The 26339-nt window shown below is 58.1% G+C and carries 29 protein-coding genes; 11 read left to right on the plus strand and 18 right to left on the minus strand.

Translation table 11 applies throughout. From position 1 onward, the window contains the following. Position 1: 1 nt before the first annotated feature. Positions 2 to 541, plus strand: coding sequence for a thermonuclease family protein (locus HHJ16_RS10535; RefSeq protein WP_293642685.1), 540 nt, complete (start codon positions 2 to 4; stop codon positions 539 to 541). Between the two features lie 187 nt (positions 542 to 728). After that, positions 729 to 1235 (plus strand): BON domain-containing protein, encoded by a 507-nt coding sequence (locus tag HHJ16_RS10540; RefSeq protein WP_293642686.1) that lies wholly within the window; start codon positions 729 to 731, stop codon positions 1233 to 1235. Positions 1236 to 1433: 198 nt separating this feature from the next. Here HHJ16_RS10540 and HHJ16_RS10545 read toward each other — a convergent pair whose 3' ends face one another. The 6 genes from HHJ16_RS10545 to HHJ16_RS10570 form a co-directional block, all read right to left on the minus strand. Further along, complete coding sequence (locus HHJ16_RS10545; protein WP_293642688.1) at positions 1434 to 1748, minus strand: BON domain-containing protein; 315 nt, start codon at positions 1746 to 1748, stop codon at positions 1434 to 1436. A gap of 93 nt (positions 1749 to 1841) precedes the next feature. Continuing rightward, positions 1842 to 2387 (minus strand): ferritin-like domain-containing protein, encoded by a 546-nt coding sequence (locus HHJ16_RS10550; RefSeq protein WP_293642690.1) that lies wholly within the window; start codon positions 2385 to 2387, stop codon positions 1842 to 1844. 431 nt (positions 2388 to 2818) lie between these two features. Beyond that, positions 2819 to 3136, minus strand: coding sequence for a hypothetical protein (locus HHJ16_RS10555; RefSeq protein ID WP_293642692.1), 318 nt, complete (start codon positions 3134 to 3136; stop codon positions 2819 to 2821). Between the two features lie 86 nt (positions 3137 to 3222). Further along, positions 3223 to 3621, minus strand: a complete 399-nt coding sequence (locus HHJ16_RS10560) for a hypothetical protein (RefSeq protein WP_293642694.1) — start codon at positions 3619 to 3621, stop codon at positions 3223 to 3225. Positions 3622 to 3703: 82 nt separating this feature from the next. Next, entirely contained in the window at positions 3704 to 3868 is a 165-nt protein-coding gene (locus tag HHJ16_RS10565; protein ID WP_293642695.1) for a DUF1328 domain-containing protein, read from the minus strand. A 197-nt stretch (positions 3869 to 4065) separates the two neighbouring features. After that, a complete protein-coding gene (locus HHJ16_RS10570; protein WP_293642696.1) occupies positions 4066 to 5406 on the minus strand; it encodes a CHASE3 domain-containing protein in 1341 nt (446 codons plus the stop codon). Between the two features lie 134 nt (positions 5407 to 5540). On the opposite strand from HHJ16_RS10570, the gene HHJ16_RS10575 reads away from it, so the two are divergent. Next, positions 5541 to 6173, plus strand: a complete 633-nt coding sequence (locus HHJ16_RS10575) for a response regulator transcription factor (protein ID WP_293642698.1) — start codon at positions 5541 to 5543, stop codon at positions 6171 to 6173. Positions 6174 to 6175: 2 nt separating this feature from the next. Here HHJ16_RS10575 and HHJ16_RS10580 read toward each other — a convergent pair whose 3' ends face one another. After that, positions 6176 to 6556: a response regulator gene (locus HHJ16_RS10580; protein WP_293642700.1), complete on the minus strand. Its 381-nt coding sequence runs from the start codon at positions 6554 to 6556 to the stop codon at positions 6176 to 6178. Between the two features lie 373 nt (positions 6557 to 6929). Between HHJ16_RS10580 and HHJ16_RS10585 the strand changes: the two genes are divergently transcribed. After that, the gene (locus HHJ16_RS10585; RefSeq protein ID WP_293642724.1) at positions 6930 to 8960 is read left to right on the plus strand and encodes an AsmA family protein; all 2031 of its coding nucleotides are present in this window, start codon (positions 6930 to 6932) and stop codon (positions 8958 to 8960) included. Between the two features lie 101 nt (positions 8961 to 9061). Here the strand turns inward: HHJ16_RS10585 and moeB are convergent, their stop codons facing one another. The 3 genes from moeB to gpmA form a co-directional block, all read right to left on the minus strand. Beyond that, a complete protein-coding gene (gene moeB / locus HHJ16_RS10590; protein ID WP_293642726.1) occupies positions 9062 to 9811 on the minus strand; it encodes a molybdopterin-synthase adenylyltransferase MoeB in 750 nt (249 codons plus the stop codon). Between the two features lie 116 nt (positions 9812 to 9927). After that, positions 9928 to 11367 carry a S41 family peptidase gene (locus tag HHJ16_RS10595; RefSeq protein ID WP_293642727.1) on the minus strand — a complete coding sequence of 480 codons (1440 nt, stop codon included), beginning with the start codon at positions 11365 to 11367 and terminating at the stop codon, positions 9928 to 9930. Between the two features lie 183 nt (positions 11368 to 11550). Then, positions 11551 to 12294: a 2,3-diphosphoglycerate-dependent phosphoglycerate mutase gene (gene gpmA, locus HHJ16_RS10600; RefSeq protein WP_293642728.1), complete on the minus strand. Its 744-nt coding sequence runs from the start codon at positions 12292 to 12294 to the stop codon at positions 11551 to 11553. 129 nt (positions 12295 to 12423) lie between these two features. Here gpmA and HHJ16_RS10605 point away from each other — a divergent pair, with 129 nt between their 5' ends. From HHJ16_RS10605 to HHJ16_RS10620, 4 genes are all read left to right on the plus strand, one after another. After that, entirely contained in the window at positions 12424 to 12834 is a 411-nt protein-coding gene (locus tag HHJ16_RS10605) for a rhodanese-like domain-containing protein (protein ID WP_293642730.1), read from the plus strand. Between the two features lie 120 nt (positions 12835 to 12954). Continuing rightward, positions 12955 to 13224, plus strand: a complete 270-nt coding sequence (gene grxC, locus HHJ16_RS10610; RefSeq protein WP_293642732.1) for a glutaredoxin 3 — start codon at positions 12955 to 12957, stop codon at positions 13222 to 13224. A gap of 101 nt (positions 13225 to 13325) precedes the next feature. Next, entirely contained in the window at positions 13326 to 13790 is a 465-nt protein-coding gene (gene secB, locus HHJ16_RS10615) for a protein-export chaperone SecB (RefSeq protein WP_293642734.1), read from the plus strand. Between the two features lie 42 nt (positions 13791 to 13832). After that, positions 13833 to 14894, plus strand: coding sequence for an NAD(P)H-dependent glycerol-3-phosphate dehydrogenase (locus HHJ16_RS10620; RefSeq protein ID WP_293642736.1), 1062 nt, complete (start codon positions 13833 to 13835; stop codon positions 14892 to 14894). A gap of 26 nt (positions 14895 to 14920) precedes the next feature. Here the strand turns inward: HHJ16_RS10620 and HHJ16_RS10625 are convergent, their stop codons facing one another. From HHJ16_RS10625 to panD, 8 genes are all read right to left on the minus strand, one after another. Beyond that, positions 14921 to 15250 carry a cupin domain-containing protein gene (locus HHJ16_RS10625; protein WP_293642738.1) on the minus strand — a complete coding sequence of 110 codons (330 nt, stop codon included), beginning with the start codon at positions 15248 to 15250 and terminating at the stop codon, positions 14921 to 14923. 85 nt (positions 15251 to 15335) lie between these two features. Beyond that, positions 15336 to 16184, minus strand: coding sequence for a pantoate--beta-alanine ligase (gene panC / locus HHJ16_RS10630; protein WP_293642739.1), 849 nt, complete (start codon positions 16182 to 16184; stop codon positions 15336 to 15338). A gap of 48 nt (positions 16185 to 16232) precedes the next feature. After that, positions 16233 to 17135: a 3-methyl-2-oxobutanoate hydroxymethyltransferase gene (gene panB / locus HHJ16_RS10635; RefSeq protein WP_293642740.1), complete on the minus strand. Its 903-nt coding sequence runs from the start codon at positions 17133 to 17135 to the stop codon at positions 16233 to 16235. Positions 17136 to 17217: 82 nt separating this feature from the next. Beyond that, on the minus strand, positions 17218 to 18180 hold the full coding sequence (gene bioB / locus HHJ16_RS10640) for a biotin synthase BioB (RefSeq protein WP_293642778.1): 963 nt from the start codon (positions 18178 to 18180) through the stop codon (positions 17218 to 17220). Positions 18181 to 18284: 104 nt separating this feature from the next. Beyond that, entirely contained in the window at positions 18285 to 19514 is a 1230-nt protein-coding gene (gene bioF, locus HHJ16_RS10645) for an 8-amino-7-oxononanoate synthase (RefSeq protein WP_293642741.1), read from the minus strand. Continuing rightward, positions 19511 to 20203: a dethiobiotin synthase gene (gene bioD / locus HHJ16_RS10650; RefSeq protein ID WP_293642742.1), complete on the minus strand. Its 693-nt coding sequence runs from the start codon at positions 20201 to 20203 to the stop codon at positions 19511 to 19513. The genes bioF and bioD overlap by 4 nt, the downstream gene beginning before the upstream one ends. Next, positions 20196 to 21536: an adenosylmethionine--8-amino-7-oxononanoate transaminase gene (locus tag HHJ16_RS10655; RefSeq protein ID WP_293642743.1), complete on the minus strand. Its 1341-nt coding sequence runs from the start codon at positions 21534 to 21536 to the stop codon at positions 20196 to 20198. Before HHJ16_RS10655 ends, bioD begins: the two co-directional genes overlap by 8 nt. Before the next feature lie 98 nt (positions 21537 to 21634). Then, positions 21635 to 22015 (minus strand): aspartate 1-decarboxylase, encoded by a 381-nt coding sequence (gene panD, locus HHJ16_RS10660; RefSeq protein ID WP_293642744.1) that lies wholly within the window; start codon positions 22013 to 22015, stop codon positions 21635 to 21637. Positions 22016 to 22189: 174 nt separating this feature from the next. Here panD and nadC point away from each other — a divergent pair, with 174 nt between their 5' ends. The 3 genes from nadC (at position 22190) to pabB (ending at position 26079) form a co-directional block, all read left to right on the plus strand. Next, positions 22190 to 23068 (plus strand): carboxylating nicotinate-nucleotide diphosphorylase, encoded by an 879-nt coding sequence (gene nadC, locus HHJ16_RS10665; protein WP_293642745.1) that lies wholly within the window; start codon positions 22190 to 22192, stop codon positions 23066 to 23068. Beyond that, positions 23065 to 24198, plus strand: a complete 1134-nt coding sequence (gene nadA, locus HHJ16_RS10670; protein WP_293642746.1) for a quinolinate synthase NadA — start codon at positions 23065 to 23067, stop codon at positions 24196 to 24198. Before nadC ends, nadA begins: the two co-directional genes overlap by 4 nt. A 99-nt stretch (positions 24199 to 24297) precedes the next feature. Then, entirely contained in the window at positions 24298 to 26079 is a 1782-nt protein-coding gene (pabB, locus tag HHJ16_RS10675; protein WP_293642747.1) for an aminodeoxychorismate synthase component I, read from the plus strand. The last annotated feature ends 260 nt before the right edge of the window (positions 26080 to 26339 follow it).

The raw sequence follows: 26339 nt of genomic DNA on the forward strand, positions 1-26339 counted from the left end.
AATGGAGCATACGACGTTGATCTTCACGACAAAATCACGGGTCATGCTGGCTTTTGTTGCAATGCTGGCCTGCTGTGCTTCAACTTGGTCAGTGGCCCGTTCCCAGGCCTCCTGGTGGGGTGAAGTGACCTACGTGGTCGACGGAGATACCGTTCATGTACGACCCTTGCGAGGCGGCAAGCCGCTCAGCATTCGTATCGATGGCATTGATGCCCCTGAAATTTGCCAGGCCGGAGGTAGAGAGGCCCGCGATGCGCTCAAGCGCCGGACGTTGGGCCAGCGCGTCACCGTTCACGGCACACGTCGCGATATCTACGGTCGTCTGCTGGCTAGGATTGTTATAAACGGTGAAGATCAAGGCGAATGGATGGTTGCGGAAGGACTGGCTTGGTCCTACCGATACCGTGGTCATTCAGGCCGCTACGCCCTGCAGCAACGCGATGCAGAAGTGGCTGGGATCGGACTATTCACACGGTCTCCCGCAGCCCCACCTGTTAATCCACGGATTTTCCGAAAGCAACATGGAAGCTGCTACTTTTAACCTTTCTTTTTTTCGCTTCAGGCGCCGGGAAAATAGTTTTTGTTGGCATTTACCTGCGGTATTTCGGCGGATGCTGACCAACGCCGTTGGCACACCGGTTACAGTAAATATGCGTGCCCGCGCAATCGCCGTTTATTCGGCCGTAGGTTCTCTCAGGGCGCGCATGTTCTTACCAACAGGAGCCAGTATGAGAAAACAATCGTTTAAACGTTTACCAACCGGCCCGCGCCTCGACACACACTGGGTCGTAGCCAGTGCGCTGGCGCTTGTTTTTTCACTGAGCGCCTGTGGCAAGTCAGACGCCGACAAAACAGCGGGCCAGCAACTCGACGCGGCCATTGCTAAAACCGGGCAGGCGGCTGCAGAAGCCAAAGCTGAATCCGAAAGTACCCTGGCCAACGCGCAAGCGGCGCTGAAAGACATCACGCAGAACGCCGAGCATTCAGCCAAAGAGATTTCAAGCCAAGGCGCGGGAGCACTGGATGATCTGGCCGTTACTGCGGCTGTGTCGGCAGGACTTGCTAGCGACCCCGACCTGCGCGCGCTGAACATTAAGGTGGATGCAAAGAATGGTGCCGTGACCTTGAACGGCTCTGCGCCCACCGAAGCGGCCCGCGAGAACGCCAGCACTATTAGCAAAGCGGTCCGGGGGGTGAACTCCGTGGACAACAAACTAATTGTGGTGGGGCGGTGATTGCCTCATTGCCGCTTCCACAACGCGGCCGATTCTTGCAGCCGTCAGATAGCGCGTCCGCGCAGGGATTGAAAACGTAGAGTCCATTTTTTTGGCAGCGTCTTGAATGTCAACAACGCATAAAAAAGGCAGCCGATGAAAATTACATCGACCGCCCGGTTCACGTCGCCTCAACGGATGCAGAGGCTTAACAGGCGATTAAGGCCGAACGACGATGTCGTTGCGCACGTTCTTGACGTTCTTGACGCCACGGGCAATATTTTCAGCTTGGGTTCTTTCAGCATTTGACTTCGCGAAACCGGACAGCTGAACGGTACCGTTGAGAGTTTCTACGCTGATGGAGGTTGCTGAAACCGTCTTGTCCTCGACGAATTTAGCTTTGACGGAGGTTGTGATGGCCGCATCATCAACATAGGAGCCAGCAGTTTCCTGGCCACGCCCCACGGCGCAGCCGCTGCCGATGATGGTGATGCCTGCCAGAGCAGCGAATGCAATTGCGCGAGCGTATTTCATATTGTTTTCCTCTTTAGTCTGTTTAATTGAACGAGTGCAAGGTTTACAAAGCCTGTCAATCAGCGGCACCACGCCAATTGACCTGCGCCATCGTTATTTTTTCAGCCAATCTTTCAGCTCATCTGCGTGTTCTTCCTCGTCCGTAAGAATATCTATCAGCATGCGGCGCGTGGTCGGGTCTTCGTCGCCTATCAAAGCAATCATCTGGCGGTAGCTTTCAACGGCAATACGTTCAGCGATCAGATTGACCCGAATCATGGTTTGCAAGTCGTTCGATTCGTCATAGTCAGCATGACTGCGTTGCAGCAAGCTATTGGGCGAGAAATCGGGCTCTCCGCCCAACTGCACAATTCGCCTTGCAATACGGTCAGCGTGCGCAGACTCCTCGTTGGCATGCACCATAAACTCCTCGGCAATCTTCGGAGACGACATGCCCGTGGCCATGAAGTGATGACGTTTGTACCGAAGTACGCAAACCAGTTCGGTGGCTAAAGAGTCATTGAGAAGCTTGATAATGGCGTCCCTGTGCGGCCCATACGCGGGGGTGATTGCACCATCGTCAAGGCTTTGGCGGGCTGCATCCAAACCCTTCTCATCGAGGACCAGCGCGTTGGGGGAATTGGTAGTGGCGTTTTTCATAGAGTTTTCGAAGGTTCTTTTGAATCGTGTGAGGAAGTGGAGAGCAGCGAGTGCAAAACACTGGAAAGTTCAGATGACTTTAGGGTTGCCAAAAGCACCCCGCCCAGGGATATCAGGCGCCACGGTCGGAGGATTGCAGCCGCGGCGCCGATACCGGCGGCAACAAGCAGAAGTCTCACTGGCTGTTTGTCTGCATACTTTCCCAGAACTGGCCGAGCAAGATCACAGGCCATATGTATCGGATGACGGTGCCACCAAACACTTACTGCGTGCTTGACAATGTCCCAGGTCCCTATCAGCGCGTCACGTGGCCGTTCGTTTTCGTCCAACTCGTGCAAGTCTTGAGTCATGTGCCGCACGATTGCCCTGCGGCTACTTTCGAGTCGCTCTTGCGGTGTGGGTGTTGGGATGGAGGGCATCACAGAGCGCTTTCATGCAATCATGCGCAAAGCCCGCGCATCGCTGTCGATTTGTGCTTTCAACTCGGGAAAGCGTTCACTCTGGAGCGGCTTTTTAGCCCTGACAAAGGAGATGATGAGCAACACTAGCGCAATGCCTGGTACCACCACCAGCACCCAGTGAAATCGGTTTTGAAGTAGACCAAGCATCAATGCCGTTCCCGCCAAGCCCAGAAACACGACCGCCGACAGCACGGCTAAGGTCCACGCCACAGCGCGTGCCAATAACTCGGAACCGGCATTACTCGCTTCTTCCTGAAACAACGCGGCATAGGCCGAAAGATGGTCCATGACCAGATCCGGCCTTTGTACCAAGGTTGAAAAAAGCGGATGAAGCATTATTTCGGGATGTTGTCTTGATCAGTTGGCCCAGAAGATTAGTAGCGGTTGCGATTGCGGGAAGAGGACACTAGTAACGCCACCGCCGCCCCAACTGCCGCAGCAATCAGTATTGAACGCAAGGGTTGATCCGATACATAACGCGTGGTCACCCTGGCTGCGCGTTGGAACGATTGCTCGGCGCGTTCTTTGGCTTCCGAAGCCAGATCGAGGCTATGACGAGCTAACTTTTGAGCTTGGCTTGCCAGAATGTCAACGACCGGGTCGAGACTGTTGCGGAGCCCTCGGACCTTGTCGTCTGCCTTGTCCAGCGCACCATTAGTGAAGCTGCGGGTCGAATTCACTGCGTTGCCAGCAGCCTGAAGCAGTTCGTCGGACGCATGGCGCACGCCGCTCATGCTCTCTTGGGCAGTTCGGGAACCAATATCTGTATTCATTTCGAGTCCTTATCTAACTAGTTTGGAATTTCGTGAATTTTTCAAGTAAGTACTGACATCCGACTTGATTTTGGAAAACGTATCAGTTCTTCCTGAGGAGACTAATTACGAAGCTCACGATGGCCATGATGGCAAATATGAAGAAAAGAATCTTGGCAATTTCCACAGCGCCGGCAGCGATGCCGCCAAAACCGAATATAGCGGCAACGAGTGCAATCACCAGAAAAACGACCGAGTAGTGCAACATCTCAATTTCCTTGGGTAAGCGGTGTCGGTAGTAATTCTTTTCAAGTCCCTGCTAAGAGCTTAATGGGCGCATTGATTTTTCCTCATCGGCTGTCAGCGTGTACCCCTGTCAGCACGAAGGGGGCGGCGCTGTAGGAGGTGGCTGACAGTTTGTTACGCGGCGAACAGGCTGCTGCATTACAGAAAGATTCGAAACTTTCAAAGGGTCTTGGGAAGCACGGCCAAAATCTGCGAGCCGCTTCCCTCCACACTCGTCACTGTCAGATTGCCACCTGCAGCCTCCACACGGTGGCGCATGCCTGCAAGGCCATGGCTGGTCGGCCCCACAGTGTTCAGGTTGAAGCCTTGTCCGTTGTCCTTGACTTCCACCGTGATATACCCCTCGAAGTCGTGAAGGCTGATTTCTGCCTGGCTGGCTTTGGCGTATTTCCCAATGTTGGTCAGCGACTCCTGTATCAGCCGGTAGACGGTAAGCTGGGCTGCTCCACCGAGTTCGACCGGCTCCAGGTCGGTGGCGATGCTCAGCCCGGATTGTTCTTCAAATTCCCTAGCCAGAATTTCAAGCGAGGCCGAGAGGCCCAGGTGGGACAGGGACGAAGGTCGCAAATCTTCAACAATACGGCGCGCCAATGCGATGCCGCTGTTCAGTGTCTTGGTTAAATGTTCCAGGCGTTCTATGGCTTCTGGCAGGCTGCCGGTCAGGCGGGACTTCAGCCGCGCCACATCCAGTTTTGCAGCGGTTAGAAGTGCGCCCAATTCATCGTGCAGTTCGCGTGCCAAATGGCCCCGTTCATCTTCTCGTACGTTTTGTAAATGGGTTGCCAGCTTGGCGAGGGCGGCTGTCCGCTCCCGTACCTGGGATTCGAGCAAGTCACGTTCCCGCTGCAGGGTTTCCTGCTCGCGCTGGCCTGAAGCCAGCAGCGCCTCGGCTTGCAGCAAATACATATAGAAGGCCAGCAGACCGGCGAGTGCCACGACTGCAATGCCGATGCGCGACAGCTGCAATGTCTTCTTGATCTGGACTTGGCCCAGTTCCATTTTACTAATGCTGCTGGCAGCCAGCTTGGTGGAATACTCACGAATCGCGTCCATCTGTTCCTTGCCGACATCGGTCGTCAAGACAAATTTCCAGGCGTCCTCATTGCCTTGTTTTCGCATGCGCACGCTCAGGTCCATCTCGGCCAGCTTGCGCGCGACATGTTGTGACAAGACGCCGAACTCGGCGAGCTGATCCTTGTAGGGCGTAAAGAGCCGGCTCAGGACGTTCAGGTTCTGGCTGATATCCGACGTCGCTATTTTGTACGGCTCCAAATAGCGGGGGTCACCCGTGAGGAGGTAGCCGCGTTGGCCGGTTTCTGCATCCAGCATCTCTTGTACCAATTTACTGATAGCTCCGCGGGTTTGTTGTGCCTCTTCAATGTTGGCCGCAGCAGCGGTAGATTGTTGAAAAGTTGACTCGTTAATAAAAATGAGGATGGCGGCGGCCAGCACTGCAAGCGGCAGGCTGATGGCCATTTTCGGTACGGCAAATAGTTTCACGGCAGGCTCCGTTCAGTACTTCGGTGAATAACTCGTTAATAATGAGGCACAGTGAAAATCAATGCAGATGTCTAGACCTGACCATCTTGTTCGTTACATTGCCCGTTAAGTCGGTTTTATAGAAAGACAGCGACATGATTAAAATTGGAATTGTGGACGACCATGCGATTGTGCGATCGGGACTTAAACAGTTTTTCTCCGACCATGTGGATTTGCGTGTTGTCGGCGAAGCCGCTAGTGGCCGCGAGGCGATTGACCTGGTTCGCAATGTCGAACTGGATATTCTCGTCATGGACCTCTCCATGCCTGGCCAGAGCGGGATCGACGCGCTCGCCATGATCCGTGCCAAAGCACCCGACGTGGGCATCCTCATACTCAGCGGATACCCCGAAGAGCACTACGCGGTCAACCTGATTCGTCAGGGCGCCAGCGGCTACCTTAACAAGGAGTGTGATCCGTTGGAAATTGTTGATGCCATTCGGGTGATCTCGCTCGGCAAGCGTTACATTACGCCGGCGGTGGCGGAGTTGTTGGCACAACAATTGAACCGTCCGAAAGACGTGGCGGCACATGAGCAGCTGTCTGAACGAGAGTTTCAGGTTTTTCTTAAACTGGCAAAAGGGGAAACGGCTGGCGATATTGCCAAAGCATTGTCTCTGAGTGTGAAAACGGTGAGTACCTACAGAACCCGCGTAATGGAGAAGATGAGTCTCGCTTCCAATAGCGATCTTACCTACTACGCCCTCAAGAATAAGCTGATCGACTGATTTCAATCGGAGGGGAAGCGCTGCTGGATGCAATAGTCCACCAAATCGTCAATTTCATTGGATTTGTCGAAAACGGCGTCCACTCCGAGTTGGGCACATCTCTGGCGAATGTCGGTTGTGGCGTAATTGCTGAGAACCACCACCTTTTGCCGGGATGGGCGGTCTCGGCAGGCCGCAAGTACACCCAGCCCGCTGCCCTGCTTCAGGAATAAATCAACAATTGCAAGATCCCATTCGTTAGGATTTTCCGTGAGCCACTCCTTGCCTTCGTTTTCGGTGTCTGCGGTCCCTACTGAATTGATGTTGGCCAGTTCTTCAAGCGTGCCAATCAGATTTTCTCGAATGGTGGGATTGTCTTCCACGATGTAAGTTTTTAGTCGCACTGCTTGGATCCTGGTAGCAACAGCATAGGTTGCGAAAGATATCGACAGGCTTTCAAGTGGGACCTGCGAGCGCTGAGCTTTTGCGAAAAAAGAGAACCTGTCATATTTTCTGCGTGATTTTTTTAGGTTAGCTTGATTGTGACAGCGACCTTGGATTGTCTATGTAGGATGTTTCCTACGTTTTGACTGGGGAGCGCTGTAGGTACCTGCCCACAGCGTTTCATGGTGCTTGCCGATTGTTTGCAACAGATTTCCACCTAATAGTCAAGACCGGTGATGCCGGAACGCCCGGCCGGTCACGCTCGATACTTTTTTGCATCGTGGGCAATCCAGCCTACGTTTTTTGAAACGGGCGTAAAGCCCACTCTAACGCATGAAAAACAGCTTGTTTCAATCGACCTTTCTTCGGAAACTCTTTGCGGGCCTGGCCCTACTGGGTGTTCTTTACGCGCTGGTGTTCTATTTCTTTCCCTGGGACGCTTTGCGCAGACCGATCAATCGCTACGTGTCGGCGCAACTGGGGCGACGATTTGAAATTACTCGACATCTGGTCGTGCATTTGGGCGCAACCACTACTGTTCAGGCGGACGGTGTGGAACTGGCTAATCCCGAGTGGGCCAGCGAGCCGTTTCTTTTGAAGGCGACCGCCGCCGAATTCGACATCAAGGTGTTGCCTCTTCTTTTTGGGAAAGTTGAGTTACCGCGAATTGCGCTGACCGAACCGGAAATAGGCCTGCAGATTGAGCCGGACGGAAGGCGGACATGGGCGCTATCACGGAACACGTCAGACCAAAGTGCGGTCCCCGATATTGGGTCTATGGTGGTGGATCAGGGGATTGTGAAATACTTGGCGGCGGCGCAAGGTGCCGATATGACCGTCCAATTTTCCCTTGCCCGGGAGTCGGCTGGCGAATTGCCTTTGAGCTACAAGGTAAACGGTAAATGGAGAAATGACCCGTTTACTGCCAGTGGACGCACGGGAGGCGTGCTGCAGCTGGGCAAGAACACCGCAGCCGCTTTCCCGGTCGAGGTCAATGCCGTAGCCGGTAAAACCAGCATGAAGGCCAAAGGCTCGGTTGCCAATCTCGCAGATTTCGCAGGCATCGACGTGACATTCGATCTGGAAGGAAGAAATCTGGAAGAATTGTACAAACTGGTCGGGGTCGTCCTGCCTTCCACACCACCTTACAAGCTTCGAGGCAAATTAGCCAAGCACGGCAAGGTATGGGATGCAAGCCAGATTCAGGGCGTGCTCGGTAACTCCGATCTCAGTGGCGCCCTCAGTTTTGATCAATCGACTGCGGTTCCCTTGTTAACTGGCAACATACAGTCAAAGCGGCTGGATTTCGTAGATTTGGGGCCGATGATTGGTTTACCGCCTTCTTCGTCATCCGTGCCGAAAACTGTTCGGGCTTCCTCCTCTTCCGGCAAAGCATCCTCCTTGAAACGTGATCTGGCCCCGCGAAGCGCAGCGGCGTCGCGGAAGGTATTGCCGGTTGCGGTGCTGGATGTGGCAAGACTCCGGGCCATGAATGCTGACGTCACCTATTTGGCGGCGGATATCAGGCATGTGCAAGTGCTACCGCTGGACAAAGGCAGTGTTCATGTCAAGTTGACCTCAGGCCTGTTGCAGTTGGAACCCGTTTCGCTAGGCGTCGCCGGCGGATCTGTTGCTGGAAGCATTCACGTCGATTCCAACGTTGTCCCGGCAGCATTCACCACCAGGCTGGACGTACGCGGAGTGCAGTTGAATCAGTTATTTCCTGGAGTGGAGACTACCAAGACCAGCTTCGGAAAAATGAGCGGGCAGTTCGACCTGAAGGGACGTGGCAACTCTGTTGCGCAAATGCTGGGGTCCGCGTCGGGGGAGGTGGCGGTTCTCATGGGCAGGGGCGAGATCAGCAATCTCCTGCTTGAACTGATCGGTCTCGATGGCGCGGAGATCATCAAGTTTTGGCTGCGCGGTGACCGCAACGTGCCGCTGCTCTGCGCGGCGGCCGCCTTTGATGTGAACAAGGGCTTGATGACCAGCAAGACCATCGTGCTGGATACCACCGTGACGGTCATCAATGGCCGGGGCACAGTGAACCTTGCCGACGAGACGCTGGATATTGTTTTGTATCCGGCACCGAAGGACCAAAGCATTCTGAGCTTAAGGTCGCCTCTGCTCATTGGCGGCACCTTTGGATCCCCGTCAGCCGGGTTCGATAAGGCGGCGCTTGCAGGTCGGGTGGGCATCGCCTTGGCGCTAGGGGCCATTAATCCCCTGCTGGCCCTGGCAGCGACGGTGGATACAGGGCAAGGCAAGGATGCGGATTGCAAGGCGGTACTCGCGCAGGCCGCCAAGCCCAGGACGGAGTTGTCAAATGTCGGAGCCAAAATGCGGGCGGTAAAGAAAAACTGATTCGGGACAACCTCGGTTGCCACGTTTCCTATTTCTGGCGCAAGGGTTTTTGTGAAGTAGCGGACGCGACGGCTTGTTCAAGTCGGCATTGAAGCGTCCGCCTAGTGGCTGCCGCACACTTTGCAGGCTGCATTTCGCGAGACTTTCATTTCGTTCCATTCCATACTTCGGCCATCCAGCAGCAATAGTCGCCCGGTTAGCGGTCGCCCGATTTCACAAAGGAGCTTCAGGGCCTCGGCAGCCTGCACCGTGCCCACAATGCCGACCAACGGCGCAAACACGCCCATGCTGGCGCAGCTGGTTTCTTCCAGCAAGTCAGATTCCGGAAACACGCACGCGTAGCAAGGCGATAGGTCGCTTCGCGGGTCGTAAACAGCTATTTGGCCGTCAAAACGAATTGCCGCGCCTGAAACCAACGGCTTGCGGTGTTTGACGCAGGCGCGGTTGATGGCGTGGCGGGTTGCAAAGTTGTCAGTGCAATCAAGGACCACATCAGCCTTCTCGACCAGCTTGTCAAGCAAGACATCATCGGCTCGTTCAGTCACAGAGATAACCTGTACATCGGGGTTGATGGCAGCAATGGACTGCACCACCGACTCGGACTTGAATTCACCGATTCGCTCAAGCGTATGGGCAATTTGGCGCTGCAGATTGGTGGCATCCACACGGTCATGATCAACGACGGTAAGACGGCCTACGCCTGCACTTCCGAGGTACAAAGCCACCGGAGAGCCCAACCCCCCCGCGCCGACGATCAGCACGTGAGAAGCCAGCAGTTTTTCCTGGCCTTCAATGCCTATCTCGTCGAGCAAAATGTGTCGGGAATAGCGAAGCAGCTGTTCGTCGTTCATGCAAGAGGGGCCGTCAGAGTGAGGCCCCCTGTTTCGTCAGGAAAAAAGCAGGCCGACTGCGGTCAAGTGACACGAGTCGGCCAGAGCCTGGTTTCGCCGGGTTAATCCAGACGAGCCTAGTTTTCTTTCTTCACGTTTTTAGGCTCGACTACAGCGGTCTTGCTGACCAGCACAGGACGGCCTTTAAGCTGGTTGATGGCCTGCGCTAACGGGAAGTCCTTGTCGCTGCCCAGTTCGGGCGGACGACGTTGTTCGGGTGTTTTCTTAGCTTCTTCTTCCAGCCGCTTCAAGGCTTCTTCACGGGCTTTTTCACGACCTGCGTCCTTGACTTCCGCACCTTGACCACTGTTCAGGTGCTTCTCAAGATCGGCTTCCCGGGTGCGCAATACGGCAAATGGGCTGCCCTCGGCGGTCTCATCCACCATCACGTCGGGAACGATGCCGCGCGCCTGAATCGACTTGCCGCTGGGGGTGTAGTAGCGAGCTGTGGTCAGCTTGATCCCAGTATCGGGGCCCAACGGACGTACGGTCTGGACCGAGCCTTTGCCGAAGGTCTGGTTGCCCATGATGGTGGCACGCTTGTAGTCCTGAAGAGCGCCCGCAACAATCTCGCTGGCGGACGCAGAGCCTTCGTTCACCAGCACTACCAGTGGCACGCTTTTGAGTGCTGCGGGCAGTCGCTTCAGGGGATCGGCCCCATTGCGGCGCTGGTAAAACTCCGGAGAAGCTTTGTAGGTGAATTTGCTTTCAGCCAGTTGGCCATTGGTCGAGACCACGGTCACGTTTTCAGGCAAAAAGGCGGACGAGATCGCAACGGCTGAATCCAGCAAGCCACCCGGGTCGTTGCGAAGGTCCAGCACCAAGCCCTTTAGGTTGGGCTCCTGCTTGTAAATTTGCTCGATCTTCGCCACGAAATCGTCTACCGTGCGTTCCTGGAACTGGCTCAGGCGAATCCAGGCGTAGCCCGGCTCTACCACTTTGCTGCGAACCGATTGGGTTCGAATTTCTTCACGCGTGATGGTGACCGGGAAGGTCCGGTTTTCATCCTTGCGGAAAATCGTCAGAAGCACCTTGGTGTTAGGCTCGCCGCGCATTTTCTTGACCGCGTCGTTGAGTGTCATTCCCTTCACGGCGGCGTCGTCAATCCGCGTGATCAGGTCGTTCGGCTTCAGGCCGGCATGGTCGGCGGGTGAGCCTTCGATGGGTGAGATGACCTTGACAAGGCCGTCTTCCTGGCTGATTTCGATGCCGACACCCACGAAGCGGCCACTGGTGCCCTCCCGGAATTCTTTGTACGATTTCTTGTCAAAGTAGACGGAGTGGGGATCAAGGCTGGAAACCATGCCGGAAATCGCGTCGGTAATGAGTTTTTTCTCATCAACGGGTTCTACGTAGTCCGTTTTGACCATCCCGAAAACGGCAGCAAGCTGCTGCAATTCTTCCAGCGGCAAGGGCGCAAGTCCGCCACGTGCAACGGCTTGCACCTGTACCGTGGTGAGAGCCCCCGCCACGATGCCAATCGAAATCCAGCCTGCTATCTTGAGCTTTTGACCCATAAAAATACCTTCATAAGCCCATTTAAGGAGCAGTTGCTTCTATACCTGCAAGAAATATACACCTTGGAGAAAGGCCCCGCGCCACAGTTCCGTTTCCCGTACCGCGCAACGCGGCGAAAACGGCTAAACCACAGATCTTTACCGGGATTTTACAAAAAAACAGAGGGTGTCAACGCTGAATTTTCAGGTTTTGCTCGGTGCGCCCATAACCGCCGCGGCTTTTACTGCAGCTTCGCTATCGCCCAAATAGTAGTGGCGCAACGGCTTAAGCGTGGCGTCGAGCTCGTACACCAGCGGAATGCCGTTCGGGATATTGAGCCCCACAATGTCGCCGTCAGATACATTGTCCAGGTATTTCACGAGCGCCCGTATCGAATTGCCATGTGCTGCCACCACAATGCGTTTGCCGACCTTGATGGCCGGCGCCATGGATTCATTCCAGAAGGGCAGCACGCGGGCTACAGTGTCTTTCAGGCACTCGGTCAAGGGCACTTGTTCGGGTGGCAATTTGGCGTAGCGCCGGTCGCTGCGCTCACAGCGTTCGTCGTGGGCGTCAAGCGGTGGGGGCTGGGTATCGTAACTGCGGCGCCAGACGTGTACCTGTTCCTCGCCATATTTTTTGGCAGTCTCCAGCTTGTTCAGCCCCTGCAATGCGCCGTAATGTCGTTCGTTAAGCCGCCAGCTATTCACCACGGGGAGCCACGTTCGGTCCATTTCGTCCAGCACATGCCACAGGGTTCGGGTGGCGCGTTTGAGGACGCTGGTATAGGCAATGTCGAAGTCATAGCCCTCATTTTTAAGCAGCTTGCCGGCGTTCTTGGCCTGCGTGATGCCGGTTTCGGTGAGATCGATGTCAGTCCAGCCCGTGAAACGGTTTTCAAGGTTCCAAGTCGATTCGCCGTGGCGGATGAGTACGAGTTTGTACATAGTGTGAAGAGGTTTAGTGGAGATAAAAAGGGAAATAAGGTGAGGCGGGGCAAAAAACAATCCTTTAGCCGCGTTTTTCCCTCCATTCTAAAATCAACGATTAGCTAAAAAACACACCAAAGGTACAAAGTGAAATTTCTGATCGATAACTGGATGTTGATTTCCATTGCGCTCGCTTCCGGGGGCATGCTGGTTTGGCCCATGATTTCAAGCGGCGTGAATGCCGGTGCGCTGAGCGCCAGCGGCGCAGTGCAGTTGATCAACCGCGAAAAAGCTGTGGTGGTAGATGTGTGTGGGGCTGACGAATTTGCGGCGGGTCATGTTGCTGGCGCAAAAAATGTGCCGATGGGGGAGCTTGAAGCCAGACTTCCCGGCGTTGTCAAAAACAAAGCCTTGCCGGTGATTCTGGTGTGCGCCAGTGGCATGCGCTCCAACCGCGCCGTCGCCATTGCCAAAAAACTCGGTTACGAGCAGGCTCAATCGCTGAGCGGCGGACTCAAGGCGTGGAAAGACGCTAACCTTCCGGTTGAGAAATCTTAAGCAATTCTGAGAAGGCCGGAAGTCCCCAAGCGACCCGGCTGGGCTCTGGTCATCGGTTCGACCATGCCATAAGCCATTCCATTTTCGTTTGGCTCCTTCCAGTACAACCCTCCAGAAACCATGCAAACTGTCAAGATATATACCACCGGCACCTGCCCCTATTGCATCCACGCCAAACAATTACTCAAGGAGCGCGGTGTCACTGAACTGGATGAAATCCGGGTGGATATGGTGCCCGGCGAGCGTCAGAAAATGATGGAGATCACAGGTCGGCGTACGGTGCCGCAAATTTTCATCGGCGACTTGCATGTTGGCGGCTGTGACGATCTGGTGGCCCTTGACGACCGAGGCAACTTGTTGTCGCTGCTGAATACTTCCAGTCGCGGCTGACCTGCTTTTCGGGGGTGGCTGTGGCCCTGAGATAATGCGCTTTTGTTTGCCGCAGGCAATTCCAAATCCTCCCGATTTTTCTAGCACCCCGAAAGAGCACAATGGCCGAAGCCCAACTTGACCCCGTATTCCAGATTCAACGCGTGTACCTCAAGGACGTGTCGCTGGAGCAACCCAATTCGCCCGAAATTTTGTTGAACCAAGAGCAGCCAGGGGTAGATATTCAGCTGGGTGTCGATGCCAAGCCGGTAGCGGATGGATTGTTTGAAGTCACTGTGACGGCCACCGTGCACACCAAGATTGCCGACAAGACGGTGTTTCTGGTCGAAGCCAAGCAGGCCGGTATTTTCGAAATCCGTAACATGCAGACGGAGCAGCTCGGTGCCATTCTGGGCATCGCTTGCCCGCAAATTGTCTACCCGTATTTGCGCAGCAATGTGGCGGATGTCATCCAGCGCGGCGGTTTTCCGCCGGTGCACATGGCCGAAATCAACTTCCAGGCCATGTATGAGCAGCAGCAGTCCGACGCGATCAGCACGGCTTCGCCCCAGCAGATCATTGTGTGATGGTCAATTAAGGCGCTGTCTGGACCGGCCGGTTCTGCTGCCATGAAAATAGTGGTGATTGGTGCGGGCGCCTGGGGTACGGCGCTTGCTGTCAACGCAGCACGCACTTGCAGCATTTCAAACCCCGCCGTGCCGAGGCATCAGGTGACTCTTTGGGCACGAGATGCGGCGCTGGTCAACGCACTGCAAACCGAGCGCGTCAACGCCCGTTATCTTCCCGGAATCGCATTGCCCGACAGCCTGCTGTTGAAGGCGGGCGGGGAGTCGTCGTTGGCGACTATGGTCAGGGGGCAAGACCTCATCATTTTGGCGACTCCGGTTTCTGCAGCGCGAAGTCTGTTGCAAAGCCTGCAGAAGGCCACGGTCCCGGTAGCTTGGCTGAGCAAAGGCTTTGAGGCGCCGGTCGCTGCAGAACCTTTGTTGAACTCATCTTCAGTACCCGTTGGTCTCATGGTGCATGAGATACGCGCACAAGTTGCTGTCAATTTAAGAGCGGGCGTACTCAGCGGTCCGAGCTTTGCGCTGGAAGTCGCTCGAGGCCAGCCGACCGCGCTAGTAGCCGCCAGTCGGCACGCCGAGGTGCGCGATGCGCTTGTCGAAGCGTTTCACAGTTCGACTTTGCGCGTCTACGCCAATGACGACGTCGTCGGTGTTGAAGTGGGCGGCGCTGTAAAAAACGTATTGGCTATCGCCACGGGGCTGTGCGACGGCCTGCAACTCGGACTGAATGCCCGGGCAGCGCTCATCACGCGCGGGCTCGCGGAAATGACCCGATTGGGCGTCGCGCTGGGCGCCCGTGCCGAGACCTTTACCGGCCTGTCCGGGTTGGGCGATCTGGTGTTGACGTCCACCGGTGATCTGAGCCGGAACCGCAAAGTGGGTTTGCTGCTGGCGCAGGGAAAAACTTTGGCGCAGGCGGTCGAGTCGTTGGGCCATGTGGCCGAGGGCGTTTACTGCGCCCGAACCGTGGTGCAGCGTGCGGCCGGTTTGGGTGTCGAGATGCCGATCGCGCAAAGCGTGGTGGCACTCCTCGATGGCAAGCTGCAGCCAGCTGATGCGGTTGCGGCCTTGATGGAGCGTGACCCCACCACGGAAGTCGGCTGATTGCCGATGTTTGTTGCTACCGCACGCTACTTTTGCAAAACGATGGTCACCAGCAGCGACGAGTCTTTCAGGGCCTTTAAGGCATGCTCGACACCGCCTGCCAAGTGAATAAGCTGGCCCGCTTTCATCAGATGGGTCTCTGCACCGGCAATGAATTCGAGCTCGCCTTCCAGGCACTGAACTGTGATCTCGCCCTTCACCTGGTGCGACGGCACTGTTTTATGGGCCAGCACGACCAAACGCATCACCTCGAGTTGGTCGGTTTTGAACAAGGCAGTGGTTCGAGCTTCCGCGAGCTTGTTGCTGAGGGGACGAACATCAATGAGTTGTCCCGGACTGGCGTGCGAAATGGCCATGATGAAACTCCATGAAAGCGGCGATCAACGTCTTAACCTGTTTATACGCCAAGGGCGAGAAAAGGTCACCCACGACCAAACCGAGTCAGATCTCGAAATTGTCGATCAGCCGGGTGTTGCCCAGTTTGGCGGCACCCAGAATCACCAGTGGTTCAGAGGCGAGGGGGCCTTGGGGTGGCAGCAGGTCGGCGCGGCGGCGTACGGTCAGGTAGTCGGGCTTCCAGCCGCGCCGCGCCAAGGCCTGCATGGCCTGCGCTTCCAGAGCCGCCAGGTCGGGTGTATTGCAGGTCCGGGCTGCTTCGCCCAGCGCTTTGAGCGCTTTGGCGAGCTGCGCGGCTTCAATGCGTTCAGCCGGGTTGAGATAGGCGTTGCGCGATGACAGGGCCAGTCCGTCTTCTGCGCGTTGGGTTTCACCCGCCAAAATATCGATCGGCAGGGCGAACTGCCGCACCATGCGACGCACCACCAACACCTGCTGGTAATCTTTTTTTCCGAAGGCCGCGACGCCCGATGGCATGCCGGCATAGACGCACGAGAAGAGCTTAAGCACAACCGTGCTGACGCCTATAAAAAATCCGGGGCGAAAGTGTCCTTCCAGCATGTCGCTCAAATCTGTGGCGGGATGCACCTTGTAGGTTTGCGGTTCGGGGTAAAGCTCTTTTTCGCGGGGGGCAAACAGCAGGTTGCACCCTGCGGCTTCGAGTCGTTGGGCGTCAGCATCCAGTGTGCGGGGATAGCTTTCAAAGTCTTCGTTCGGTGCAAACTGAAGCCGGTTTACAAAAATGCTCGATACCGTGACGTCGCCCAGCGGGTTGGCCTGTTTGACCAGTGCGATATGGCCATCGTGCAGGTTGCCCATGGTGGGTACGAAGGCGGGGCGCTTGAACGGACTGAGGTGCGCGCGCAGCTCCGCAATGGTATGGACGATGTGCATCATGGTTCCTTGAAATCGGGCCTTAAAAGGCCAGTCTGATGAGGGCGGCTACCACGCGTGGGTGGCGTTGACCGGAAAGCTGCCGTCTTTCACGGCGTGGACATAGGCCTCCATGGCGCCGCGCACGCTGTGGGCATCTTCCATGAAGTTGCGTACGAATTTCGGCATTTTCCCCAAGTTCATACCCAGCATGTCGTGCAACACCAGCACCTGGCCGGAGGTGTCTTTGCCGGCACCTATGCCGATGGTGGGGCAACGGGCAAGTTCTTGCGTTATTGCGCCCGCCAAATCCGCGGGCACCATCTCGAGCACCAGCAGGGCGGCGCCGGCGTCTTGAAGATCGAGCGCTTCGCGCCTGAGGGCGGCCGCAGCTACTTCGGTTTTACCCTGCACGCGGTATCCGCCGAGCGCGTGAACGGTTTGCGGCGTCAGCCCCAAATGGGCGCAAACCGGAATCCCTCGCTCCACCAGAAAGTGCACCGTGTCCGTGGTCCAGCCGCCGCCTTCGAGTTTGACCATATGGGCACCGGCCTGCATCAGCACCACGGCGTTGCGCAGGGCGAGTTCCTTCGACTCGTGGTAACTGCCGAACGGCAGGTCGCTGATCAGCCAGGACACGCCGTGCGAGCGGCGCAGGCCATTGGCGACACACTCGGTATGGTGGCGCATCGTCTCCAGTGTCACGCCGACGGTGCTGGTCAAGCCCTGGCAGACCATGCCCAGGGAATCGCCAACCAAAATGCATTCCACGCCGGCGGCATCAGCCACGGCGGCAAAAGTCGCATCGTAGGCTGTGAGCATCGTGATTTTTTCGCCCTGCGTGTGCATTTCGCGCAGGCGCAGAAGGCTCAGCGGTTTGCGCACCGAAGGCGTGAAGGTTGGCGGCAGCGTGCCGTAAGGAGTTGCTGACGGCGCTGCGGAAGCGGCCGAAGAGGGGTTCAGTGGCGTCATGGTTCAATCCAGAGTTAGCGAGAGTCTAACCAGCTTTAACGTCCCTTTTAGGCGTTGCGCTTGAGTGCCGCGGCGAGGGCGCTCAACGAGCCCCAGGCGCCGAGCGGCTCATGCCTAGACGCGCCAGCAGACGCACATCGGCTCCGGTGTCCGGGTTGCCGGTAATCAGCAGCTTGTCGCCATAAAAAATCGAGTTCGCCCCGGCCAGAAAGCACAGCGCCTGCACGCCGTCGCCCATCTGCTGGCGGCCTGCCGACAAACGCACGCGGGCCGTAGGCATGGTGATGCGTGCCACGGCGATGGTACGTACAAATTCAAACGGGTCCAGGTCCGCCTGATTTGCCAGCGGCGTGCCTTCCACTTTCACCAAGTTATTGATGGGCACGGATTCGGGATAGGGGGTGAGATTCGCCAGCTCGGCCACCAGGCCAGCGCGCTGGCGGCGGGTTTCGCCCATGCCCACGATGCCGCCGCAGCATACCTTGACGCCCGCGCTGCGCACGCGGGCGAGCGTATCGAGCCGGTCCTGGTAGTTGCGGGTCGTGATAATGTCGCCGTAAAAGTCGGGCGCGCTGTCGAGGTTGTGGTTGTAATAATCAAGCCCTGCGCTTTGCAGCGTTTGTGCTTGACCGTCTTCCAGCATGCCCAACGTGGCACAGGTTTCCAGCCCGAGTGCCTTGACCGTGCGTATTAACTCAGCGACTTTTTCAATGTCGCGTTCTTTGGGCGAGCGCCAAGCCGCGCCCATGCAAAAGCGCGTCGCACCTGCTGCCTGCGCGGCTTTTGCGGCGACCAGCACTTCAGCAGGCTCCATCAACTTGCTGGCCTCCACACCTGTGTCGTAGCGGGCGGCCTGCGGGCAGTAACCGCAGTCTTCGGCGCAGCCGCCGGTCTTGACCGATAGCAGCGTTGCAAATTCAACCCGGGTGGGGTCGAAGTTTTCTCTGTGGACGGTTTGAGCCCTGAACATCAATTCGGGAAAAGGCAGGTCAAACAGAGCTTCGATGGCATCGACGCTCCAGCGCTCGGCCCCGTCCCTTTTCATGTGGGGAGTAGGGGTGCGGTGCAAGATAATGTTTTGTTCTACTGCGGTGGACATGGTCTGTGTTCTTTCGTACAAATTGGAAGGGAGTCTATCGGAAGCGACCGTCAGCACGAGGTAACCGGTGACGAACGGAAGGCCTGGGCTAGTAGGCTCAACGCGTTAACTAACTGATCGATATCGGCTTCCGTGTGGGCGGCCGACAGCGCAATGCGCAGGCGGGCTGTTCCCTCGGGCACGGTGGGAGGGCGGATCGCAGGAACCCACAGGCCACTTGCAAGCAGTCCTTCCATCACGGCCAGAGCTTCGTCATTGCGGCCAATCAATAGCGGTTGAATGGGGGTCTGTGATTTTGACAACTGCCAGCCACTGCCTTCCAGGCCAGCGGTCAAGCCTGTGCGCAGGCGTGCGATGAGACGCTGCAAATGCGCGCGACGCCAGTCGTCTTGCTGAATAATTTCCAGGCTGGCGCGTAAGGCGCTGGCGAGCATGGCCGGGGCGGCGGTGGCAAAGGTGTAGCTCCGGGTTTTTTGCAGCAGCCATTCCACCAGCGCGTCGTCGCCAGCGACAAAGGCGCCTGCCACGCCGGCCGCTTTACCCAACGTCGCCATATAGAGAATCCGGCGCGAGAACTTGAGACCTGACAGTCGAGCCTGCGCCAGGCTGCCGCGTCCTTGCGGGCCTACCACGCCAAAGCCGTGGGCATCATCAAGCAATAACAAAGCGTCATAGCGTTCGCACAGATTTAACAGCGCGACAATGTCGGCGCTGTCGCCGTCCATGCTGAACACGGCATCGCTCATGACCAGCTTGCGCGCAGCGGTGCTCTGCGCCAGTTGATGCTCCAGCGCGGCCAGGTCGGCGTGCGCGAAACGGTGAATTTGCGCGCGAGACAGCCGCGCGCCGTCGATCAGGCAGGCATGGTTCAGCGCGTCTGAAAAGATTGCGTCGCCGGGACCTACCAGCGCGGGAACGATGCTGATGTTGGTGGCGAAACCGGCGTAAAAGTACAGCGCGCGCGGCAGGCCGACAAAGGCGGCCAGTTCGAGCTCGAGCGCCGCATTGGCGGCACTGTGGCCGCTGACCATGGGCGACGAACCCGACCCCACGCCATACACCTGAGCGGCATCGCAGGCGGCTTTCACCAGACGGGGGTATTGGGCCAGGCCGAGGTAATCGTTGCTGCAAAAGGCCAACATGCTTTGCCCATCAACCACCAGGCGCGCACCACCCTCGGCGGCACTGTCGGGTACGACCACGCGGCGCTGGCGGCGCAGGTGGGCGCGGTCCAGTTCGGCGACGCGTGCCGGGAATTCGTCGAGCCAGGAAGTTGTCATTGCCATGCCGGTGGAAGGTCAATAGGCAGCGCGCGCGGGTTAGGCACGGACTGATAGGGAATGCTGGCCAGCAGGGGTGCCCGGAGGTGCTGCTGCAAGAAGGCGATGTTGTCGTCTCGGGCCAGCATGGTCGGGTCCACATGATTGGCCACCCAGCCTGCCAGCATGAGCCCACGGGCGCGAATCGCCTCGGCCGTCAGTAGTGCGTGGTTCAGGCAGCCGAGCCGCAAGCCCACCACCAGAATCACCGGCAAGTCCAGCGCTTGTGCCAGGTCGGCGCCGGTCTCGGTATTTGACAATGGCACGTGGAAACCGCCGGCGCCTTCGACCACCACGGCGTCGGCCAGCTTCGTCAACGCGAGATGGCAGGCCACGAGGCGGTCGATGTCGATGTGTACGCCTGCCCGGGCTGCGGCGATATGCGGCGACAGCGGGTCGGGTAGCAATACCGGGTTGTCCAGCTCTGCCGGAACGGTGCAAGTGGAGGCGGCGCGCAGGGCGACAACGTCCTCGTTGATCTGAAGGGCGCCCATACGCACGGTCCCGGCTGCAATGGGCTTCATTCCTACCACCCGACGGTGGTGCTTGGCCAATGCATACAGCAGCGCCGCGCTGACCAACGTTTTGCCAACGCCGGTATCGGTGCCGGTGACAAATATCGACACCACGGGGCGCTTGACCTCAGACATGCGCAAGGCTTTCTTCGGCCAGCGTGTCTTCCAGCGCCGCTAGCGCGCCGCGCGCCAGATGGTCGGCAGAGTCTGCGTCCATCACGTAGGGCGGCATGGCATAGACGGTGTTGCCAATCGGACGCAGCAGCACGCCATGCCCCAAGGCATGTTGAGCAAAACGGCGGGCAAAGTGGGGCAACGGTGTGTTGCCGGGGTCGACATCCCAGGCCCAGATCATGCCCAGCCTTCGAGCGTTCCGAATGCGGGCGTGCCGCGTCAGCGGGGCAAATGCGCAGTCCAGCGTTTTCGCCAGCTCGATATTGCGCGCCAGCGCATTGGTTTGATCAAACAGCTCTAACGTGGCCAGTGCGGCCCGGCAAGCCAGCGGATTACCGGTGTAGGAGTGCGAGTGCAAAAAGCCGCGGGACACGTCGTCGTCGTAAAACGCGTCGTACACCGTGTCGGTCGTCAGTACCGCTGACAACGGCAGGGTGCCGCCGGTCAGTCCTTTCGAGAGGCAGATAAAGTCGGGGCGGATACCGGCTTGCTGGTGTGCAAACATCGTGCCGGTGCGGCCGAAGCCGGTGGCAATTTCATCGGCGATCAGGTGCACCTCATAGCGGTCGCACAGTGCGCGCGCTTGACGCAGGTAGCTCGCGTCGTGCATCGCCATTCCTGCGGCGCACTGCACCATCGGTTCCACGATCAAGGCGGCAGTTTGTGCATGGTGCTGCTCAAGCCAGCTTTGCAGCGCGGCGGCTGCACGGCTTGCCACATCCGCTGCGCTTTCTCCCGGCAGGGCGCCGCGTGCATCGGGACTCGCGACGGTCGCTGCCAGTCGCACCAGCGGCGCGTAGGCCGCACGAAAAATCGGGATGTCGGTGACCGCCAGCGCACCCACGGTTTCGCCGTGGTAGCCGCCAGCCAGCCCGACGAATCGGCATTTTTCCGGTCGTCCCGTGTTGCGCCAGTAATGAGCGCTCATCTTCAAGGCGATCTCGGTAGCGCTGGCGCCGTCGCTGCCATAGAAGGCATGGCCGAGGCCGGTCAAGGCGCCAAGCCGCTCTGACAGCGCTATCACGGGCCGGTGCGTAAAACCGGCCAGCATGATGTGATCAAGCCGGTCGAGCTGGTCTACCAGCGCCGCCTTGATGTGCGAATGGCTGTGGCCGAACAGGTTGACCCACCATGAGCTGATGCCGTCCAGATAGCGCTTACCTTCGAAGTCATAGAGCCACACGCCTTCAGCGCGGGCGATCGGCACCGGGGGCTGCGACTCGTGCAGCTTCATCTGCGTGCAGGGGTGCCACACATGGCGCTGGCTGCGCTCAATCATCGATAGGTTGTCCATGGGGCCTCGCCTTAAAAGGGGTGAAGACATCACTTATGCCCGTCGAGCCTGCAGGCCGCGTCCCAGGTCATACCGTGCGCGCGCCAAGTTGCAGGTAATCAGGGCCTCTGGACCGGTATGGTCGAGCGCTCTTCCTGGATCTGGTTGTCGGGGCTGACAAACACCAGCTTGGGCTTGAAGCCCGCCACTTCCTTTTCTTCAATCTGGGCAAAAGCGGCAATGATGACGAGGTCACCGACTGCCGCGCGACGCGCCGCCGAGCCATTGACCGAGATGATGCGGCTGCCGCGTTCGGCCCGGATTGCGTAGGTAATGAAGCGCTCGCCGTTGTTGACGTTCCAGATGTGGATCTGTTCGTTTTCACCGAGGTTGGCGGCGTCAAGCAGGTCTTCATCAATGGCGCAGGAGCCCTCGTAATTGAGTTCGCAGTGGGTGACGCTGGCGCGATGGATCTTGGATTTGAGCAGGGTTCTGAACATGTTGGGAACGGGGTTGAAATAGATTTAAGAAAAGGTGCACGGCTTGCCAACAAGCCACGGCAAAAGTAAGGATTTCGCCCGCGCTGTAACCTTGGCGACAGCAAGCGAGGGGTTTAAGGTAGTTTAGAGCACTGTACAGTGCGCTTTCTGCGAGATTTTTTATTCAGATTGTTTATGAAAAAGTCATCCTATTTTTCTGACGCGGCAGTTGCCCAGCTGGCCCAGGCCGATGTAGCGCGTGCGCTGGCGGAAGATTTGGGCACCGGGGATTTGACCGCTGCCCTGATTGATCCTGATCGCCAGGCGCGGGCCCGCGTGCTGGCCCGCGAAAGCGCCGTGGTGTGCGGTCGCGCCTGGGTACAGGCTGCGTTCAAGCAGCTCGATGCGCAGGCCACATTGGTCTGGCACGTGAAAGAGGGCCAGCGTTGCGAACCCAATCAGGTCGTGTTTGAGGTCCGCGCCCGGGCCCGCGCCTTGCTGTCGGCCGAACGCACGGCGCTGAATTTTCTGCAGCTTTTAAGCGCTGTTGCCACCAAAACAGCCCTCTACGTGGCGGTGGTTGAAGGGACGCGGGCCAAAATTGTGGATACCCGAAAAACCCTGCCAGGTCTGCGTCTCGCACAAAAATACGCGGTGTTAACCGGTGGGGGTACCAACCACCGGGTGGGCTTGTACGACGCGGTTCTGATCAAGGAAAACCACATTGCCGCGGCGGGAGGCATCGAGCAGGCATTGCAGCGAGCCGAGCAAGTCGCGGTGCGGGCCGATTTTGTCGAGATTGAAGTAGAAACCCTGAGCCAGCTGGCGCAGGCGCTGGATGCGGGTGCGCGCATGGTGCTGCTGGACAACATGGACCTGGCCAGCCTGCATGAAGCGGTGCGAATCAACGCCGGACGGGCGATTTTGGAAATTTCGGGTGGGGTCACGCTGGATGGCTTGCGCGCGCTGGCTGAGACCGGCGTTGACCGAATTTCTGTCGGCGCGCTAACCAAGGACGTGAGGGCAATTGATTTTTCGATGCGCTTTGATGCGGACTCAGGTGCCGACCAATGAAATCAGCGCGGCACACCATCAGCGTGGACTACGAGCAACCGGACAGCGGCATTTTGGGCGAGTCCGCCACCTGCGCAACGCGCCAAGGGTGGGCGCGGATACCTCTTGAGCCGACGCAAGTTGAGCGCGCCGCGCTAAAGGACCGCATTCGAAGTCTGCTCAAAGCGCGCAACGCCGTGATGGTGTCGCACTATTATGTCCACCCCGACTTGCAGGATCTGGCTGAAGAAACCGGTGGCATCGTGTCGGACTCGCTTGAAATGGCGCGTTTCGGTCGCGATCACGCGGCGCAAACATTGGTAGTTTCGGGTGTCAGATTCATGGGCGAAACAGCCAAAATTCTTTCACCTGAAAAGCGCGTTCTCATGCCCGACCTCGACGCCACCTGTTCACTCGACTTGGGTTGCCCGATCGACGAGTTCAGTGCGTTTTGTGATGCCCATCCCGACCGTACCGTGGTGGTCTACGCCAACACCAGCGCGGCCGTCAAGGCGCGTGCCGATTGGGTGGTGACCTCCGGCTGCGCCCTGGACATTGTGCGTGCGCTCCACGCACAGGGCCAGAAAATCCTCTGGGCGCCCGATCGGCATCTGGGGGGCTACCTACAACGCGAATCTGGCGCTGACATGGTGTTCTGGAACGGCACGTGCATCGTGCATGACGAATTCAAGGCGCTCGAGCTGGAAGCCCTGAAAAAAGAGCACCAGAAGGCCAAGGTGCTGGTTCATCCGGAGTCACCGGCGGACGTCATCGCGCTTGCCGACGCGGTGGGTTCGACCTCAGCCATCCTGAAAGCTGCGCGCGAGATGGATGCGCAGGAGTTCATCGTGGCGACCGACAACGGCATGATGCACAAGCTGCGCAGCCTTAACCCTGGAAAAACATTTATTGAAGCCCCCACTGCGGGCAATAGCGCCACCTGCAAGAGTTGCGCGCATTGCCCCTGGATGGCGATGAACGGACTGGCCGGTGTGGCCCATGTGCTCGAAACCAGTACCCATGAAATCCATGTGGAGCCTGCATTGATCCCCCGAGCCCGCAGGCCTATTGACCGCATGCTGGCTTTTACCGCCGCCCTCAAAAACGGCCAGCCCATCGCCGGGCTGGTGCCGTTCATAGGCGCAGCATAAAGCCCCTGCGGTATGCCACTTCCCGACGGCACAGCAATGGCGATGGATGCGCGCAGTGAACAACTACACCTCATGAACTAACCAGGGCGAGAGGCCGAATTGACCCCGACTTCACTCATCGATTTTTCTGATCCGCATGACAGCGCTGCACCGCGCCTGCGCCACGCCTTCGGCTCCCCGCGTGCGGTGCTGGTGGCCCACCAGCTGGATCAAGTCCGCTCCGTGCTGGATGCTGTGCAGGCCGCAGCGCTGCAAGGCAGGTGGTGCGTCGGCTATGTGCGGTACGAAGCCGCCCCGGCCTTCGACACTGCTTTTGCCGTGCACGCGTCGGAGGGACCACTGGCCTGGTTTGCGGTGTACGACGAGGCACTGCCTTGGCCTGAGGATCAGCGTGACAACGCGAGCCGGGCTCCCGTGGAATGGCGCGAAACCTGTTTGCGTGCCACATTTGACGCGGGTATGGCCGACATCCAGCACGCCATTGCGGCTGGCGAGTTGTACCAGGTCAACTTCACCGCACCGCTACTGGGCACCTGGCAGGGCCAGCCGCTAGAGAGCGCGGCGCAGACGCTGTTCGCCGAAATGCAGCGTGCTCAGCCCGGCGGCTATGCGGCTTTTATCGACACCGGCGATGAACAGGTGCTGTCGGTGTCGCCTGAGCTGTTTTTTGACTGGCGCGCCGGACACATTCTGGCGCGGCCGATGAAGGGCACCGCCGCACGAGGCGCTACGCCGCTGGACGACGCCGCGCAAGCGGCCGCTTTGCGCGCATCGCCGAAAGAGCGCGCCGAAAATGTCATGATCGTGGATCTGCTGCGAAATGACCTGTCGCGCATTGCCGAGCCATTTAGCGTGCAGGTGCCGCGCCTGTTTCAAACCGAAGCGCTCGCCACCGTTTGGCAGATGACGTCCGACGTGCAGGCCCGGACCCGCGCTGGCGTCACGCTGGGCGATGTGTTCGCCGCATTGTTCCCCTGCGGCTCGGTGACCGGCGCGCCAAAAGTGCGCGCCATGCAAATGATCCGCACGTTGGAGCCAGCGCCGCGCGGTGTGTACTGCGGCGCCATCGGCGTTGTGCGGCCGGGCGAACAGGGAAATGGAATCAGGGCCACGTTCAACGTACCCATCCGTACCGTTACCCTTCAGGCGGGCAGGCTGCGCTGCGGAATTGGCAGCGGCATTACTTCGGGCGCGATGCCGGATGCCGAATGGCAGGAGTGGCGCTACAAGCGCGCCTTTTTGGATCGAGTCAGCCAGCCTTTCGAGTTGCTGGAAACGCTGGCACTCCAGGACGGCAAGCTGCGCCACGCCGCCAATCACTTACAGCGCATGGCGGGGGCCGCGTCGCATTTCGGCTACCCGTGGAACGCGGCTAAAGTGCAGCAGTGCCTGCAAGACTTGGCGCAAGCGCATCAGATGGGACTGTGGCGCGTGCGCCTGCTATTCACCGCCCAGGGCGAGGTGCGGGCCGAGGTCTTCCCAATAGAAACATCACCGGCTCAGGTGCGCCTGCAACTGGCCGACCGACCGCTGGACGAGGCCCACGGTGAGTTTGTGCGCTTCAAGACTACGCGCCGCGCGCATTACGACGCCTTCACGCCGAATCAGCCCGGCGTGTTTGACACGGTACTGTGGAACCCAGAGGGTGAAATTACCGAATGCATTCGCGGCAACGTGGCGATGCTGATGGACGGCTGCTGGGTGACGCCGCCGCTGTCGTCGGGCTTGCTGCCGGGTGTGGGCCGTGCGCTAGCGCTGCAGGATGGCACGCTGATCGAAGCCGTAGTGAGGGTGGAAGACTCGCCACGGGTGCAGGGCTGGGCGTTCCTGAACAGCCTGCGGGGTTGGGTAAAGGCGGAGATGGTTTTACCTTGTCTTTAACGTTTTGGTGCTCCCGTGCCCGATACATATCAACTTGCTGCTATTTTTTTAATAGCCTTTTACTTTTCGGCGTCGGGCGATCAGAGTAGTCAATTGTTCGACCATGGCCAAGTCTTCATGTAGATGAGAAGCGGCTGAGCCCAACTCAACAGCAAAAGTCTGAGATAGATCAAGGTGCCGAAGTAGGCAATTTGCACACTATCTGGGGGCTTGAGAATGAGTCATTCAACTGATTGGTTCCGCTCGTTGAGTAGCGCGCT

It is taken from the genome of Polaromonas sp., assembly GCF_012927485.1.
Lineage (GTDB): Bacteria > Pseudomonadota > Gammaproteobacteria > Burkholderiales > Burkholderiaceae_C > Polaromonas.

What these genes read in the sequence shown, in the direction of transcription:
- HHJ16_RS10555 (WP_293642692.1), bottom strand. Translation starts at nt 3,136, where the DNA reads ATGGACCATCTTTCGGCCTATGCCGCGTTGTTTCAGGAAGAAGCGAGT.
- bioF (WP_293642741.1), bottom strand. Translation starts at nt 19,514, where the DNA reads ATGACAACTTCCTGGCTCGACGAATTCCCGGCACGCGTCGCCGAACTG.
- HHJ16_RS10550 (WP_293642690.1), bottom strand. Translation starts at nt 2,387, where the DNA reads ATGAAAAACGCCACTACCAATTCCCCCAACGCGCTGGTCCTCGATGAG.
- nadC (WP_293642745.1), top strand. Translation starts at nt 22,190, where the DNA reads ATGAAAAAGTCATCCTATTTTTCTGACGCGGCAGTTGCCCAGCTGGCC.
- secB (WP_293642734.1), top strand. Translation starts at nt 13,326, where the DNA reads ATGGCCGAAGCCCAACTTGACCCCGTATTCCAGATTCAACGCGTGTAC.
- bioB (WP_293642778.1), bottom strand. Translation starts at nt 18,180, where the DNA reads ATGAAAAGGGACGGGGCCGAGCGCTGGAGCGTCGATGCCATCGAAGCT.
- HHJ16_RS10620 (WP_293642736.1), top strand. Translation starts at nt 13,833, where the DNA reads ATGAAAATAGTGGTGATTGGTGCGGGCGCCTGGGGTACGGCGCTTGCT.
- nadA (WP_293642746.1), top strand. Translation starts at nt 23,065, where the DNA reads ATGAAATCAGCGCGGCACACCATCAGCGTGGACTACGAGCAACCGGAC.
- HHJ16_RS10565 (WP_293642695.1), bottom strand. Translation starts at nt 3,868, where the DNA reads ATGTTGCACTACTCGGTCGTTTTTCTGGTGATTGCACTCGTTGCCGCT.
- panB (WP_293642740.1), bottom strand. Translation starts at nt 17,135, where the DNA reads ATGACGCCACTGAACCCCTCTTCGGCCGCTTCCGCAGCGCCGTCAGCA.
- HHJ16_RS10655 (WP_293642743.1), bottom strand. Translation starts at nt 21,536, where the DNA reads ATGGACAACCTATCGATGATTGAGCGCAGCCAGCGCCATGTGTGGCAC.
- panD (WP_293642744.1), bottom strand. Translation starts at nt 22,015, where the DNA reads ATGTTCAGAACCCTGCTCAAATCCAAGATCCATCGCGCCAGCGTCACC.
- HHJ16_RS10535 (WP_293642685.1), top strand. Translation starts at nt 2, where the DNA reads ATGGAGCATACGACGTTGATCTTCACGACAAAATCACGGGTCATGCTG.
- HHJ16_RS10595 (WP_293642727.1), bottom strand. Translation starts at nt 11,367, where the DNA reads ATGGGTCAAAAGCTCAAGATAGCAGGCTGGATTTCGATTGGCATCGTG.
- moeB (WP_293642726.1), bottom strand. Translation starts at nt 9,811, where the DNA reads ATGAACGACGAACAGCTGCTTCGCTATTCCCGACACATTTTGCTCGAC.
- bioD (WP_293642742.1), bottom strand. Translation starts at nt 20,203, where the DNA reads ATGTCTGAGGTCAAGCGCCCCGTGGTGTCGATATTTGTCACCGGCACC.
- HHJ16_RS10575 (WP_293642698.1), top strand. Translation starts at nt 5,541, where the DNA reads ATGATTAAAATTGGAATTGTGGACGACCATGCGATTGTGCGATCGGGA.
- HHJ16_RS10545 (WP_293642688.1), bottom strand. Translation starts at nt 1,748, where the DNA reads ATGAAATACGCTCGCGCAATTGCATTCGCTGCTCTGGCAGGCATCACC.
- gpmA (WP_293642728.1), bottom strand. Translation starts at nt 12,294, where the DNA reads ATGTACAAACTCGTACTCATCCGCCACGGCGAATCGACTTGGAACCTT.
- HHJ16_RS10540 (WP_293642686.1), top strand. Translation starts at nt 729, where the DNA reads ATGAGAAAACAATCGTTTAAACGTTTACCAACCGGCCCGCGCCTCGAC.
- HHJ16_RS10560 (WP_293642694.1), bottom strand. Translation starts at nt 3,621, where the DNA reads ATGAATACAGATATTGGTTCCCGAACTGCCCAAGAGAGCATGAGCGGC.
- HHJ16_RS10585 (WP_293642724.1), top strand. Translation starts at nt 6,930, where the DNA reads ATGAAAAACAGCTTGTTTCAATCGACCTTTCTTCGGAAACTCTTTGCG.
- grxC (WP_293642732.1), top strand. Translation starts at nt 12,955, where the DNA reads ATGCAAACTGTCAAGATATATACCACCGGCACCTGCCCCTATTGCATC.
- panC (WP_293642739.1), bottom strand. Translation starts at nt 16,184, where the DNA reads ATGCACATCGTCCATACCATTGCGGAGCTGCGCGCGCACCTCAGTCCG.
- HHJ16_RS10625 (WP_293642738.1), bottom strand. Translation starts at nt 15,250, where the DNA reads ATGGCCATTTCGCACGCCAGTCCGGGACAACTCATTGATGTTCGTCCC.